16 protein-coding genes are annotated in these 12,918 nt (G+C 58.0%); 5 read left to right on the forward strand and 11 right to left on the reverse strand.

What is annotated here, in order from left to right; genetic code table 11:
* A partial coding sequence (locus JAB8_RS30135) for an ogr/Delta-like zinc finger family protein (protein ID WP_175445185.1) occupies nucleotides 1–127 on the reverse strand: 127 nt, incomplete at its 3' end.
* Nucleotides 128–357: 230 nt separating this feature from the next.
* The gene (locus tag JAB8_RS11010) at nucleotides 358–555 is read right to left on the reverse strand and encodes a hypothetical protein (protein WP_070289530.1); all 198 of its coding nucleotides are present in this window, start codon (nucleotides 553–555) and stop codon (nucleotides 358–360) included.
* 312 nt (nucleotides 556–867) lie between these two features.
* On the opposite strand from JAB8_RS11010, the gene JAB8_RS28155 reads away from it, so the two are divergent.
* Nucleotides 868–1,305: a helix-turn-helix transcriptional regulator gene (locus tag JAB8_RS28155; protein ID WP_034745827.1), complete on the forward strand. Its 438-nt coding sequence runs from the start codon at nucleotides 868–870 to the stop codon at nucleotides 1,303–1,305.
* Between the two features lie 354 nt (nucleotides 1,306–1,659).
* Here the strand turns inward: JAB8_RS28155 and JAB8_RS11020 are convergent, their stop codons facing one another.
* Complete coding sequence (locus JAB8_RS11020) at nucleotides 1,660–2,016, reverse strand: TfoX/Sxy family protein (RefSeq protein WP_070289532.1); 357 nt, start codon at nucleotides 2,014–2,016, stop codon at nucleotides 1,660–1,662.
* Nucleotides 2,017–2,114: 98 nt separating this feature from the next.
* Between JAB8_RS11020 and JAB8_RS11025 the strand changes: the two genes are divergently transcribed.
* Nucleotides 2,115–2,348 (forward strand): hypothetical protein, encoded by a 234-nt coding sequence (locus JAB8_RS11025; RefSeq protein ID WP_070289533.1) that lies wholly within the window; start codon nucleotides 2,115–2,117, stop codon nucleotides 2,346–2,348.
* Nucleotides 2,345–2,806, forward strand: a complete 462-nt coding sequence (locus tag JAB8_RS11030) for a MepB family protein (RefSeq protein WP_070289534.1) — start codon at nucleotides 2,345–2,347, stop codon at nucleotides 2,804–2,806. The genes JAB8_RS11025 and JAB8_RS11030 overlap by 4 nt, the downstream gene beginning before the upstream one ends.
* A gap of 29 nt (nucleotides 2,807–2,835) precedes the next feature.
* On the opposite strand, the gene JAB8_RS11035 is transcribed toward JAB8_RS11030, so the two are convergent.
* On the reverse strand, nucleotides 2,836–4,395 hold the full coding sequence (locus tag JAB8_RS11035) for a recombinase family protein (protein WP_071654402.1): 1,560 nt from the start codon (nucleotides 4,393–4,395) through the stop codon (nucleotides 2,836–2,838).
* A 110-nt stretch (nucleotides 4,396–4,505) separates the two neighbouring features.
* On the opposite strand from JAB8_RS11035, the gene JAB8_RS29035 reads away from it, so the two are divergent.
* Nucleotides 4,506–4,718: a hypothetical protein gene (locus JAB8_RS29035; protein WP_139143010.1), complete on the forward strand. Its 213-nt coding sequence runs from the start codon at nucleotides 4,506–4,508 to the stop codon at nucleotides 4,716–4,718.
* Between the two features lie 172 nt (nucleotides 4,719–4,890).
* The gene (locus JAB8_RS11040) at nucleotides 4,891–5,898 is read left to right on the forward strand and encodes a 2-hydroxyacid dehydrogenase (protein ID WP_070289536.1); all 1,008 of its coding nucleotides are present in this window, start codon (nucleotides 4,891–4,893) and stop codon (nucleotides 5,896–5,898) included.
* A 75-nt stretch (nucleotides 5,899–5,973) separates the two neighbouring features.
* Here the strand turns inward: JAB8_RS11040 and JAB8_RS11045 are convergent, their stop codons facing one another.
* The 7 genes from JAB8_RS11045 to JAB8_RS11070 all read right to left on the reverse strand — a co-directional run.
* Nucleotides 5,974–7,245 carry a phage late control D family protein gene (locus JAB8_RS11045; protein ID WP_070289537.1) on the reverse strand — a complete coding sequence of 424 codons (1,272 nt, stop codon included), beginning with the start codon at nucleotides 7,243–7,245 and terminating at the stop codon, nucleotides 5,974–5,976.
* The gene (locus tag JAB8_RS11050; protein ID WP_070218902.1) at nucleotides 7,242–7,850 is read right to left on the reverse strand and encodes a phage tail protein; all 609 of its coding nucleotides are present in this window, start codon (nucleotides 7,848–7,850) and stop codon (nucleotides 7,242–7,244) included. Before JAB8_RS11050 ends, JAB8_RS11045 begins: the two co-directional genes overlap by 4 nt.
* A gap of 15 nt (nucleotides 7,851–7,865) precedes the next feature.
* Nucleotides 7,866–10,736, reverse strand: coding sequence for a phage tail protein (locus tag JAB8_RS11055; protein ID WP_070289538.1), 2,871 nt, complete (start codon nucleotides 10,734–10,736; stop codon nucleotides 7,866–7,868).
* Nucleotides 10,737–10,850 carry a GpE family phage tail protein gene (locus JAB8_RS28160; protein ID WP_071650284.1) on the reverse strand — a complete coding sequence of 38 codons (114 nt, stop codon included), beginning with the start codon at nucleotides 10,848–10,850 and terminating at the stop codon, nucleotides 10,737–10,739.
* Between the two features lie 8 nt (nucleotides 10,851–10,858).
* Nucleotides 10,859–11,167, reverse strand: coding sequence for a phage tail assembly protein (locus tag JAB8_RS11060; RefSeq protein WP_070289539.1), 309 nt, complete (start codon nucleotides 11,165–11,167; stop codon nucleotides 10,859–10,861).
* Nucleotides 11,168–11,207: 40 nt separating this feature from the next.
* Nucleotides 11,208–11,717, reverse strand: coding sequence for a phage major tail tube protein (locus JAB8_RS11065; RefSeq protein WP_070289540.1), 510 nt, complete (start codon nucleotides 11,715–11,717; stop codon nucleotides 11,208–11,210).
* Nucleotides 11,718–11,767: 50 nt separating this feature from the next.
* A partial coding sequence (locus JAB8_RS11070) for a phage tail sheath protein (RefSeq protein ID WP_070289541.1) occupies nucleotides 11,768–12,918 on the reverse strand: 1,151 nt, incomplete at its 5' end.

Consider the following 12,918-nt stretch of genomic DNA (forward strand, 5'->3'; position numbering starts at 1 on the left):
AGGAGTGCCCGCATTCGGGGTTCTGGCACATGTAGGTGATTTCCTTGAACATGGCGGACATCATGCGGCTTTTAACGGCGCGGACGGTGTATTCGCAATGCGGGCAGGGCAGGCCGATGACTCTCATTTGTTCTTTCTTTTCACTTGATACAGGGCACGGCCTCGGCCGCTCATCTTGCGAATCCCGATTCGTACGTTATCCTTAATCAACCACTCGATAGCCTGGTCGATGGTGTCCAAGCCCTGCTGTATTCGGACACGTTCAAACGTGTCTTGGTCTTCATCGCATGTTTCTACAGGTACGGAACGGTCGGGCATATTTTCGGCTGCTCAAAAGTTGCTGATTGGTGACTTCATTTAGGCAGCAATGCTGGGTAAGGTGACACTGTTGTTGTCGCCAAGCACTATTGCCGCCTGGCGAAGCGCGAGCTGCCGCAGAAACGGCGCCAGTTCCTCGCCCTGATAATTGGCGATGGCGGCCAGGACGTCATACTCATATTCGTCAAGGCGCACCATGACACGGTTGTTACGGACGCGTTTTGGATCGGGATACATGGGCCTGCTCCTGTGCAGTTAAGCGTGATGGACAAGGGAGAATTGTTCGAGTTCGGCCTCGTAAGATTGCAGGCCACGTAGCAGCATCAGGCGCATAAACGATGCTCGTGAACGGGAGTCTTGCTGTGCGAATTTCTCCACGCGCTCAATCTCAGGAGGGAGCAAGCGAATAGGGATTGGCTGCGAAAGTGGGTTCTTCGGCTGGCGTGTGAATGGAGCGGTAGATGTCATAGGATATGATTTGTATACGTCACATGGTAATGACGTCACTTTAGTACAAAAAATTGTACTTTGCAACTAAAAGATCGACATATGGATACATTTGGGCAGCGCTTAAAAAGCGAACGGAAACGACTTGGCATGACTCAACCGGAATTCGCACTGGTTGGGAAGGTCGAGAAGGGTACGCAAATAAATTACGAACAAGACAAGAGATTTCCAAGTGCGGATTATCTAATTGCTATCGCATCAGTGGGTGTCGATACGCAGTATGTGCTGCATGGCACGGCGGCAAGTAGCGCATTGACGGATGACGAGAATGAGTTGCTAGTCGGCTATCGTAAGTTGGATTTGCGTGGGAAAGCGCGCGTACTCGGCGTTGTTGAGGGGATTACAGAACCGACGACCGTGTCGCCAGCAAAGTCAGTAGAACGCAATACCCAGATGGTATTTCATGGCAAAGTAGGTCAGCAGATTCATGGAGACATTACTGCTCCCCAAACGATCAACGTCGGCGGCAAAAAAAAATAGCCAAAGGAACTCGTGGCGGAAACGAAAGTTCTCGTTACTAAAGCGGGTGAGTCGATGGAAAATCGCCACACTTTCCACACTGGCTTTTGCCTGCTGCTGGCCTCTGTATAAGTGTGAAGTGATGGCCACGGCGGCGAACAGATTCATTAGAAATTCATGTTATTACGATGGGAAGGCTTTCACTGTCGGCATTGTCATTGAGACGGCGCCGGGTATTAAATGCGAGTGCTCTTCCACTGCCTCTGATGCGTCGCCAACTTGGGTGAGCGGTAACTGGAGTTAGCAATATTAGCCAGGCTCATGGCATTGCGGCCGATGACAGTGGCTGCCATCGGCCAAAAGCGGACATTGACGCTAATGGGACTCTAGCTTTAGCTTTGGCTGAGATTTGGGTTTTGGTAGTGGCAGTTCCGCCGTGGTGCGCTGTGCAAGCTGTACTAGCCATTCTCGTTCATTCCATAGTTCACCGCTGATTAAATAGTACGGCTTGGCCTGCGGGTAGGGAGGCGCCTCCGGTAGGGTGCCGAGTTTGCTGATCCAGGCCCGGCCAGCCTCCGTTGGCTTGATGAAAAGACGGTCGTCTGCGACGATGGCGAACATCTTGCCATCGCAATACACACCGTACTCGCCAAACATCTTTTTCGCGCTGAGGCTACCCGCGCCCGCCATCTGCTCAAGCAGAAAATCCACCGTACCTTGTTGTGATGCCATGTTGTCCTCCGTTTGAAAGAACAGTGTAGCGCACTAGCCAGGAACGGCCGGCGCGTCTACACTATGGTCATTATTTTTTTTGCATGAAGTATTTTCCCATGACACGCGAGCATATTATTCACCGCGGAATCTGCATCGCCACCCTGGCCGCCGGCCAGTCCGTCGAAACTCATTGCGCACCTGGCCACACGGCCATCCGCGAACAGGCCGACGGCTGGTGGCTGTATTTTGTCGATGAAGACGGCAAGGTCGACGGCTACGACAGCCCGTTCGCCAGCCACGCCGAAGCGCTTTGGGCGGCCAAGGCCGCAGCCGAGTTCAGCACGCAATGAAGGCCAGCCCCTGGGCCTTCCTGGGCTTGCCGAAAGCGCCCGTGCCGGAAGCGGAAAGTGCGGAGTACGGTGCCTGCCGCGCCGAACTGGAGGGCAAGCGCCTAGTCTTGCGCGTAGCGAAAACCACGCCGACGAAAACCGGCCAGTTCGTCACTGTCTGGAAGCGCCCCCATCCCGACGCCGAGATCGCCCCGCTGGACGAAGCAGACCCCGTTGATGTCGTCATCATCGCCGTCAGCAACGGCGCGCGGCACGGCTTTTTTATCTTTTCTCGCGCCGTGCTGATAGAGCATGGCGTGATGTCGCGCACCGGCCAGGGCGGCAAGCGCGCGCTGCGCGTGTATCCACCCTGGTGCGCGCCAGAATCAGTGCAGGCGCAGCGCAGGCAGCGCTGGCAGGCAGTGTGGTTTGTGGAAGTTGGTGATCAGCTAAGCCTCATTCGTATCCTCGAAACTTAATGCCGTACGCGAAGTTTACTAGCAGCCGTTCAGCGAGTAGTTTTATGCCCAGCTCCAAACATTGCATCAAGGGAGGCATGCTTGTACTGACTTAACGTGAACATGTTCGCTTCTGTCAATGTAATTTGCACCTTCAAGAAGTCTGCTTTTGGAAATAGGTAGTATGAATCTGCCTTCTGGTTTTGAAGATCAAGAAGTACTGCGAGCACGAAGTCACACCTTGACTCTTCATCCATGCGCACGCGCCAGCGGGGGAGGGCCGTTTTCTCATAAAGACAGCGCGCGATAGCTATTTTTAGTAATGTTTGCCCGTTCAGCAAAAAGGTATTTTGGGACGGGCCTTTCTCCAACCCGACGCCCGCACCGATTATCAATGCCTTGATTTGCTCATGCGTAGCTGCCCGAACATTGCTGACAACCGCGCGCGTGGCTATAAACTTACAAATGTTGGTCGGGGGAAGCCCAGCGAGGGTGTAGGCCTCGAGCATGGTGCCAAAGTAATAAGCGAACATCTGCGCGCCGGGAAGTGTATCGTCCTGATCTATTAGCATGGTTGTCACCTTTCCATGTTTCTCATATAACTTGCGTAGCATTGCTAGGAGCTCTTCTTTTGGAATCGGAGCGAGACGACGTTTGCGCTCTTGCTGCGCTTTACGGAAAAGGGTAACTGGAATGAGGGGAGGGAAGACGCCGATTCTTTGTATCCACATCGACGTTGGATTTTCGATGTGTCGTTTTCGGAGCTTAAATGATGCTCTGTTGTAGATGATGTTGCCTATGTATTTTTCATTTGTAAGCACGTCCCGAACGCAGTCGCGAGTCCAAGCGCGCCCACATTCGCGAGGCGCCTCCATTGCATTCAGTAAGAAAGCAATTTCGCTTTCACTCAGTTTCTCCAGTACGTACCAGTCGTAGACCCCTCGAAGAATCTCAAGTTCATCGCTTGGGCCAGGGACGAGGAGTACACGGTCTGTAGGATGGCTCTTCCTCTCGCCAAATCCCAGTGCCGGCTTGGCTTTACCGCTTGCGCTGATTGGAATTCGGCGCAATCCAAATCCCGCTCGCCCACCTTGTTTAAACCCCATTTCTACAAACCGACATTGCGCTGCAAAAACCTTGGACGAGAGTTCTCTGCTGTACTCGGCAGCCATGGCGCGCTTTACGCTCTTAATTATGGACGAAATCGAAGATCCGTTATTCTCGAAATCTTCCGCACAATAGACGATGGCGACCCCTGCGCGCCGGCATATGTATTCATAGTAGGCGCTTTCGTCTAGGTCTTGGAACCGTCCCCAGCGGCTAATGTCATAGGCAAGAATCGATTGAAATGGCGCTACGCCACTCTGTACGTCCTCGATCAGGCAACGTAGGCCCGGGCGTGAAGAAAAATCGAGCCCACTCCTGCCTTCGTCGGCGTATGTCCTAATGATATCTATGCCATGGCGCTCCGCGTAGTCGGAAATGCAATGTAGCTGATGTGAGACAGAATGATTTTGATTGTCTGTAGACATGCGGACGTACACCGCAGCTGTTGGCTTTGCACCAGTTACCAGTGCCTTTGGAACGTGTACAGCAGCTTTGCGTCGCATGTAATTCCTCTATAGGCGGTACCAAGTAAAGCGAGCTTTTGGCCCTTGTTTGATACGGATCAATACCTGAACCCTCTCCTATTGCATTCTAGCGATATGGGGAGGCTGCTATGTTCGATAATGCCACTGAAATAACGTTACGACTAATTGCCGCTGGGGTGCATTTGAAAAAATTGCATGGACTGGAGTTCGCATTTCTTGTACTGATAGATGCTGGGTTTCGTGAGGGCGTCGCAAGAGCTGCTTTACAAGATGAACGGGTTTGCTTAGGTACGGCCATGGAGTTGAAATATTTCCAAAGTGAGGATATTCACCCGGAATGAAATACAACCTATTGTAGTGTCGCACGATTCAAGCGGCACGTTGCTTTTTCTCTAGCCGGTGGTCTTCGCCGTAAGGTGCCCAATTGCGTGGCCATACAGTTGGGAAAGGAGTAATCTCCTGTGTAGTCATTTTTACCATTTACAAAGTGCGTTCGCGCAAAGGATATTTAAGATGAAAATCGCTGTATTCAGCTCCCAACCATATGATCGCCGTTTTCTCAATGAGAAAGCAGATCAACGTGATGCTCGTGATGCCGTGGAGATGCGTTTTCACACTGAATCCTTGTCACTACAGTCAGTGGCTCTTGCTCAAGGTTGCAAGGCAATCTGCGTTTTTGTAAACGATGTGCTTGACGCGGAAGTATTGCATGCTCTTGCTCACATTGGCGTGCGCGCGATATTACTGCGTTGTGCAGGTTTCAATAATCTCGACACGGAAGCCGCACGGCATTTGGACTTTTTCGTCGCGCGCGTACCGGCATATTCTCCGGAGGCAGTGGCTGAGCATGCTTTAGCACTCACTCTTACATTGAATCGCCGAACTCACCGCGCATATGCGCGGGTACGCGAAGGCAATTTTGCACTTGATGGTCTCCTTGGGAGCAATCTGCATGGGAAGACCGTTGGCATCATCGGTACAGGAAAAATTGGCTTGGTGACAGCCAAGATTTTTACTGGTTTTGGCTGCCGTTTACTGGGATTTGATCCCTATCCGTCTCCAGAGTTTGAGGCCATAGGTGAGATGGTCGCATTGTCTGACCTTCTTGCTGAATCGGACCTGGTCTCACTGCACTGTCCACTCACTCTTGATACCCATCACTTGATAAATGCAGATACGCTAAATCTGATGAAAGAGGGGGCCATGTTGATCAATACGTCGCGTGGCGCTCTCATCGATACGCAAGCAGTAATCGATGCGTTAAAGTCGCGCCAATTGGGGGCTTTGGCGATTGACGTGTACGAACAAGAAAGTAATCTCTTCTTCGAAGATCGCTCCGACGACATCATTACGGATGATGTTTTTCAGCGCCTAATGACGTTCCCGAACGTTCTTGTTACCGGACATCAAGGTTTCTTTACCATTGAAGCCATGCGTGAGATTGCATCGACAACATTTGAAAACTTGTCGGCATATCAGCTTGGTGCCGAATGCTCGAATCTCGTGCCTGGAACATATTAATGACGTTACCTGGACTGTGTTTTCCGTCCGCTTTGGGGTGAAAGCAGTCGTTGAGCGGAAGTAGAGGGCACAGGTTCACGCCGCTTCTTCGACGGCTACCGCTTGCGAAGGTTTCCGGGGTTCCTCGCTGTTCTCGCGGATGATCTCGCGCACTTCTTCGATATGCTTCCACGCATGCAGGACCGCCCGCTTCGCGGCCTGCTTGCTCTTGTAAAGATGCTCCAGCGTCTTGAGCGTACCCTTGGCGCCAGCCTGCTCCTGTCCCGCCTTTTTCTTCTTCGCCGCCACGTCCTTCCACTTGGCCACCACGCCCGTGATGCCTTCGTCCGGGTCTTTCTCTTCCTCGCGCTCGGCCTCCACCGCTTCCGTCTTCGTTTCAAACTCCACGCGCGTGGTAAAACCGTTGCCGCCAAGGCTGTGCGTGACCTTGACCGATAGCCATTCGGTGGCGTCGATCTCGGGCTTGAAGCCTGTCACCGTGACGGGCGATTGCGGGAACACGGCCGGGTTGCCCAGGGCCAGGCTCATTTCAAAGGTGGCCAGGCCGCGCAGGATGCGCTGCCATTCGGCCACGGCCGCCGCGCGTGCGTCGGTTTCATTGGCGAAGGTGGTGCGCAGGCGCTTGCTGTTGCCGGGCACGCCGGCCACGACGCTGCGGCGGCGCGCATAGCGCTCGTCGTGCCAGAAGGCGCGCACGCCCGTGTAGGCGTCGCTTTCGGCGCTGTGGTAGCGGTGGCCGTCGCCCAGGGCGCGCGTGATGGGGATGACGGGCAGCGCCTTGCCGCTGGCGGTGCGGCTCTGGTTGATGGGGATGAAGAGCAAAGTGTCGTTCTTGACGGTGGCCACAGCGTCGTATTTCCTGCCCAGCCGGCGCAGGAAGGCCGCATCGCTTTCGTGGGTCTGGTCGATGTGCTCGATGGCGGTGTCGCGCAGGCGCGCCGACACGCCCGACGCCAGCTCGTTGCGAAAGGCGATGGCCTCGATGATGGCGCCCAGGGTGGTCTTGTGAAAGCTGTGTTCCTGCTGCTGTTTGAAGGTGTCGATCAGGTTGGCTGACCTGGCGCGCAGGGTGATGGTGTCGGGCGCGCCGCTGTGCTCCACCTCGTCGACGGTGAACTTGCCCATGTCCACCAGGCCGGTGGCTTGCCAGCCCAGCGCCAGGGCGATCTGCGCGCCGCGTGGCGGCAGGGCCAGCTTGCCGTCGCTGTCGTCCAGGGCCATGTCGAGCTGGTCGCTCTCGTCACCGCGGCACAGCGTCAAGGTTAGATTGATGAGGCGCGGCGAGACGATGCTGGTGATGTCCTTGTCCTCGATGGTGACGCGGAAGGCGGGAATATGCTCGCTCATTTGAACTTGTCCGCCGCGCTGCCGATGGCGCCGCTGATGCTGCCGCCGATCTTGTCTTTCATGTCGCTGACGACGCCACCGTATTTTGAGGTGATGCCGCCGACCACATTGCCGACCACGCTGCCCACGGCATTCTTGGCCGCGCCGGCAATGCTGCTGGTCATGCCGTCGATGCTGAGCATGTTTTTCAGGTCGCCGATGTCGCCCAGGCCCACCATGGCCAGCACGCCGTCGTCGTCGCGCTTGAGCGCAATCGAGAATTCGACGCGGCGCGCGCCGCCGCTGCCGTCGAGGATGGTGCGGCCTTCCGTCATGCTGGTGATGCGGTACGAGCCGAGAATGCGGCCCGTGCCCTGGATCAGAATCCACGATTTACCGGTGTCCGCCATCATGCGCAGGGCATCGAGCGAATACAGGGAGCCGGTCAGTTCCGGCGCTACCCAGCCCGACAGGGTAATCGTGTCGTCGCCGGGCCCCACGTACTGGTGCGCGTCGCGCAGGCCCACCCGCGCCGTGCTGGCGTGCTTCCATTCCGTTTGTCGCTGCAGCTCGTGATAGGCCAGGGTCGGCAGGCTGAACACGAACATTCCTAAAATCATCATCATGGTGTGCTTCTTTCTTTAATCGTGGTCGCGCAGGGACGAGCGGATGCGTGCCGCCTTCTCGCGGTCGCGCTGTTCCATGGCCGCATACACGGCGCGGGCGATAGCCTGGGGATCGGAACCGGCTTGTGCCTGGATCGTGATTTCGATCTTGTCGCCCTGGATGGTCATGCCAGCGCCGAACCCGCCCTGGGACAGTGGCGCGCGCGTGTCGAAGGCGCTGGCCGGCAAAGCGGTGGCCGTGCCGATGGCGATGCCGGCGCCCAATTGCGTCAGGCGCTGCGCCAGGCCTGATACCTTGGCAATCGGCGCGCCCTCGCTGCGGTCCAGGCCCACGGCCAGGCCCTGCATGGTGTAGTCGCCGAGCTGGGCAAACACGCGGCTCGGGCTGTGGATGCCCAGCTTTTCCTTGAACCAGGCAATGGTGCTGGAACCGGCATTGATGATGGCGTCCTTGACGGCGCCCATGGACCCGGTGATGCCGTTGACCAGGCCACGCAGGATATTGGCGCCGAATTCGGTAAATTGGGCCGGCAGCTTGATGCCGAACCAGCTCATGACGCCCGCGAACGCCTGGTAGAACACGCCGACGGGCGACCAGTTGATAATCAGGGCGCTGATACTGGCCATGCCGCCGGCACAGACAGTGCGCAGGCGCGACCAGATATCGGCGAAGAAGGTGGCGATAGGTTGCCAGGATGCGGTGATGCGCTGCAGGATGCTGGCGCCGAAGTCGGTGAACTTGGCCGGCAGCGCGATGCCGAACCAGCCCAGCACGCCCGCGAAGGCGCGATAGAACAGGCCGAGCGGCGACCAGTTAACGATCAGGGCGCTGATGCCGCCGATGCCGCCGGCAAACGCCGTCTTGACGTGCGACCAGACGCCGGTAAAGAAACCCTTGATCGGCTCCCAATATTTGTAGATCAGGAAGGCGGCGCCGGCGATGACAGTGATGGCGATGCCAATCGGGTTCATCAGGAGCGCGCGGCCCAGCCACAGCACGGCCCGGCCCGCCCACATGAAGGCACCACCCAAGCCTCGCAGGATGGGCGTGAGCACGCCGCCGGTCACGCCCATCTTGGCGAACATGACGTGCAGGATGGCATACGGGCCGATCAGGGCGGCAATGCCCAGCATCAGCGGGCCGAGCACCAGCAGCAGGCCCGCCAGCACGGCAAAGCCGGCGATCATGACCTTGGCCACGGTCGGGTTGCGTTCCATAAAGGCATTCAGGCGTGTAATGGCATTGATGGCCATTTCCAGTCCCTGCGCGTACAGCGGTAGGATTTTTTCGCCCATGGTCAGTTTCAGGTTGGCCAGCCTGGCCGTCGCTTCCAGTTCGGCGCCGCTGGCCTGCTGCTTGCCCAGGTCATAAATCTGCTCGATGTCATACGCGCCTGCGTTCAGCTTGGCGTTCTTGTGCATCTGGATGCGTTGCTTGAACATATCCAGAAACTGATTGCCGGCCGTGCGGGTCGAAAACAGGCTGCCGATGGTGTCCTCAATTTTCTTGGGATCCGTGATGCCTTTCTTTTCCAGTTGTGGCAACAGCACTTGCTCCAGCCACTCAAATTGGCTGCGTCGGAAAATGTCACTGCCAAGCAGGGCGCCAGGGCCAAGCGTAGAGACTTGACCGACTTTATCGTGCTTCACTTTACTGTGGTCACCGATCAGTCCCAAGTTTTCCAGATTGGTCACGGCGCGCTTGGTGGTGCGCCCCTGATACAGGTTCGAATAGCCGGACATCAGGGCTGTGCCGGCGCGGTGGCCGCCGACTTCCTGCACTAGCGGTTCCATCTGGTAATAGAACTGCTTGTCATCCATGATCTTGGCGGCGATACCGCCCGTCTTGATGAAGTTCAGCCATTCCGTCGGCCCCACGCGCCCGCCCGTGGCCGTGATGACCTTTTGCATCATGTTGGCCTGGTCGTGGAATTTCTCCGAACTGGCCGTGCCGCCGCGTTGCTCGATGACTTTGAGCAAGTCCATGAAGATGCGCTCGTTCTCTTCGCCCGACTCGGCGCCGAAGAATGCCTTGTTGGCAAACTTCATCTTGGCCAGGGTGGGCGCGACCATTTCCGCGTGGTGCAAGTCGCCAAAGATCGACATTGCGTCGCGCACCAGTTCCAGGTTCTCGTTCTGGCTGGTGCCGTAGGTCTTCATGTTCTTGGCGAACTTGATCGCCTGCTGGCTGGTTTCCGGCCCCAGGCCCAGGGCATTGACGCGGGCTTTTTCCAGCTGGTAATGCTTCGCCTCGTGCAGCCCCTTGGCGATAGGCATGGCCATGACCGCACCGGCCGCTGTCGCGCCCGCGCCAGCCATGGCCAAGTTGCCCGCCTTGCTGCGCAGCTTGTCGGCATGCTGGGTGGCATTGGTGACGCGCTGCTGCTTGGCGGCGGCATTGGCCAGTTTCTGCTGCTGCAAGGTCATGGTTTTGTTGGTGGCCTCGATCTCGCGGCGCAGGGTGCGCTCGTGGTTGGCCAGGTCTTTGGTGCCGATGCCGGCGCCCGCCAGGCGCTCACGCATGATCTGCAGTTGCTGCGCCTGCTGCTGGCCGGCCGTCTTCAAGGCGCCGGCCGCTTTGACGGCGGCGTTAAATTCTCGCGTCATCGCGCGCGTGGGCGCTTCCGTCTGTTTCATCTTGGTGGCCAGGCTGGCCACCTTCTGCTGCGCTGCTTCCAGCTTGGTGCGGGTGGCGTCCAGGCCGTCGTGCAGCTCGCGGAATTTGCCGATGTTCTTTTGCTGCGCGTTCAGCTCGCGCAAGCGGTCGCTGGTGGCCTTCAAGGCCTTGGCCGTGTCGCTGGAGCCGCCCATGATTTTTTTCAGCGGGCCGGTAATCTTGTCCAGCGCTGCAAATACCACCTGTAATTTCAGATCCCGACCAGCCATCTATTCCGCTCCGCTTCGCTGCCGGGCGCGTTCGCGCCAGGCCATCAGTTCATCAATCGTAAAACCGTCCATCGCCGCCGGCGTCCAGTGAAAGACGCCGGCAATGTCGGCCATGGCGTCTTCTACTTCGCCGGGGATACCGAAAGGCGATCTGCTTTGCTCGCCAAAAAACCGGCAACCTCGGCGCCCACGGCCAGCAGGTCGGCCGGGTCCATGTTGGCGACGTCGTGCGCGGTCAAGGTCGGCTCGGTGATGCGCGGCAGCACGATCTGCAGGGCCGACACGTTCAGGTTGGCCAGCTCGATCAGGGAAATGCCGCGCAGGGCGCCCGCCTTGGGTTTACGCACGGTGAGCGAGGTGATGAAGCTGTCGCCGCGTTTGATCGGCTCGTCCAGTTCGATGACGGCTTGATTGTTGTTTTCGGTGTTCATGGTGTTGTCCTTGTGTTTGGGGCGGTGAATAAAAAGGGGATTACAGGCCGCTGGCCTTGCGGATGGCCGCATTGGTATCGACGCCGCCGATGTTCTCGATGCCGCTCATGAAGTCCAGTTCGATGACGGTGGCGCCGTCGATCATCAGCTTGTAATAGCTGCACGCCATCGTGTATTTATGGGTGGTGTCGTCGCCCATCTTGGCGCCGCCCATGTCGATTTCCTTGTACCGGCCGCGCACGACGACTTCCACGGCGGCGACGTTGCCGTCTTCGTCGTTCTGGTAGGCGCCGGCAAAGCGCAGCATCACGGCACCGTGCGCATGCGCGCCGTACTGCTTCAAGGCTTCGGCGATCAGGCCGCCTGCGCTCCATTCCAGCGACAGCGCCTCGTTGCCGAAGTCCACGGATACCGGACCGCTCATGCCGCCGGCGCGGTATTCTTCCATCTTGCGGCTCAGTTTCGGCAAGGTGATTTCAGGCACCATGCCCATGAACAGCACGCCGTTTTGAAAGACGTTGAATTGCTTGAGTTTGTGGGGCATGCCCATAGTGTTCTCCAGTGGTCAGTTGCGCCCGCGCGTGGCGGGCACGGGGATAGTTAAGCCGCGATGCGCGAGGCGAAGTCGGCCAGGTAGCGGTCGGTGATGCGCTGCTGGAAACGAAGGTTTTCCAATGGCGGCACGGGCGTGTAGTCGTAATCGATGGCCAGCTTGCCCGCCTTGAGCGTGTCCTTGTCGTTGTACTGCTCGTCATACCAGGCGTGGCCGTCGATGATGTAGCCCTGCAATTTCAGGTCGCGGAACTTGGCGTTGATGCTCTCCAGCATGTCGCGCACCAGCGACGGATGCAGGGGCAGGTCGACAAAGGTGAAATGTGCTTCGGCGATGGTGTCGGCCAGCACCTGGGCCGTGCGCGTGTAATTCTCGAAATAAAAGAAGCCGCCCGGCGCCTCGCAGGTGCGCGAACCCCAGAAGCGATAGCCGCCCATGTTAATCAGGGTGGTCACTTCCTTTGCGTTGAGCACGCCGGCGTCGGTGGCCGGGTCTTGCAGGTCGAAAAACACATCCTGGGTCAAGCCGGTCGGGCCATTGACGACCACGTTGGACAGTGTCTTGTGCCAGCCCGTTTCCTCGTCGATCTTGGCGCGCAGCCCCATGGCGTAGGCGACGGCGGAAATGCTCGCTTCCTCGTCGATGGCGGTATCCCAGTTCACAAAATCGGGCCAGATAATCATGACCTCGCGCTGGCCGAACTGGCCGCGATAGGTGGTGGCGGCCACCACGTTGCTGCAGCCATACGCGGAGGCGTACACGAAGCTGCGCAGTTGCTGCGCCACGCTGGCCAGGGCGTTGGTGACGGTCTTGGTGTCCAGGCCCGGCGCGCCCAGGATGCGCGGCTTCACGCCGAGTTTACTTTGCGCGGCCAGCAGGGCTTTCACGCCCAGGTACTTGCCGTCCGGCGAGACGCCCCCCACCACGTTGGTGGTGGTTTCCGCTTCCGTCTCGCCCTGTTCCACGCGCACGACGACGCACAAGGGCTTGGTCTGCGCGGCAATCGCTTCCAGCGCGCGGTACAGGGTGCCGGTCTTGCCGGCCTTGCCCATGGCGGCCAGCACGTTGGTGACGAGCACGGGCGTGTCGAGCGGGAAGGTGGCTGGGTCGGCGTCGTCGGCCGTGGCGATCAGGCCCAGCACGGCCGTGGAGACGGTGCGGATCGGGCGCGAACCCTCGTTGATTTCAATGACGCGCA

The sequence above is a fragment of the Janthinobacterium sp. HH106 genome (genome assembly GCF_001758725.1).
GTDB lineage: Bacteria > Pseudomonadota > Gammaproteobacteria > Burkholderiales > Burkholderiaceae_D > Janthinobacterium.

Coding starts and splice junctions, on each gene's coding strand:
- JAB8_RS11035 (WP_071654402.1), bottom strand. CDS start 4,395: ATGCGACGCAAAGCTGCTGTACACGTTCCAAAGGCACTGGTAACTGGT.
- JAB8_RS11060 (WP_070289539.1), bottom strand. CDS start 11,167: ATGAACACCGAAAACAACAATCAAGCCGTCATCGAACTGGACGAGCCG.
- JAB8_RS11050 (WP_070218902.1), bottom strand. CDS start 7,850: ATGATGATGATTTTAGGAATGTTCGTGTTCAGCCTGCCGACCCTGGCC.
- JAB8_RS11065 (WP_070289540.1), bottom strand. CDS start 11,717: ATGGGCATGCCCCACAAACTCAAGCAATTCAACGTCTTTCAAAACGGC.
- JAB8_RS11045 (WP_070289537.1), bottom strand. CDS start 7,245: ATGAGCGAGCATATTCCCGCCTTCCGCGTCACCATCGAGGACAAGGAC.
- JAB8_RS11040 (WP_070289536.1), top strand. CDS start 4,891: ATGAAAATCGCTGTATTCAGCTCCCAACCATATGATCGCCGTTTTCTC.
- JAB8_RS28155 (WP_034745827.1), top strand. CDS start 868: ATGGATACATTTGGGCAGCGCTTAAAAAGCGAACGGAAACGACTTGGC.
- JAB8_RS29035 (WP_139143010.1), top strand. CDS start 4,506: ATGTTCGATAATGCCACTGAAATAACGTTACGACTAATTGCCGCTGGG.
- JAB8_RS11055 (WP_070289538.1), bottom strand. CDS start 10,736: ATGGCTGGTCGGGATCTGAAATTACAGGTGGTATTTGCAGCGCTGGAC.
- JAB8_RS11010 (WP_070289530.1), bottom strand. CDS start 555: ATGTATCCCGATCCAAAACGCGTCCGTAACAACCGTGTCATGGTGCGC.
- JAB8_RS11020 (WP_070289532.1), bottom strand. CDS start 2,016: ATGGCATCACAACAAGGTACGGTGGATTTTCTGCTTGAGCAGATGGCG.
- JAB8_RS11025 (WP_070289533.1), top strand. CDS start 2,115: ATGACACGCGAGCATATTATTCACCGCGGAATCTGCATCGCCACCCTG.
- JAB8_RS11030 (WP_070289534.1), top strand. CDS start 2,345: ATGAAGGCCAGCCCCTGGGCCTTCCTGGGCTTGCCGAAAGCGCCCGTG.
- JAB8_RS28160 (WP_071650284.1), bottom strand. CDS start 10,850: ATGGCCGACATTGCCGGCGTCTTTCACTGGACGCCGGCGGCGATGGAC.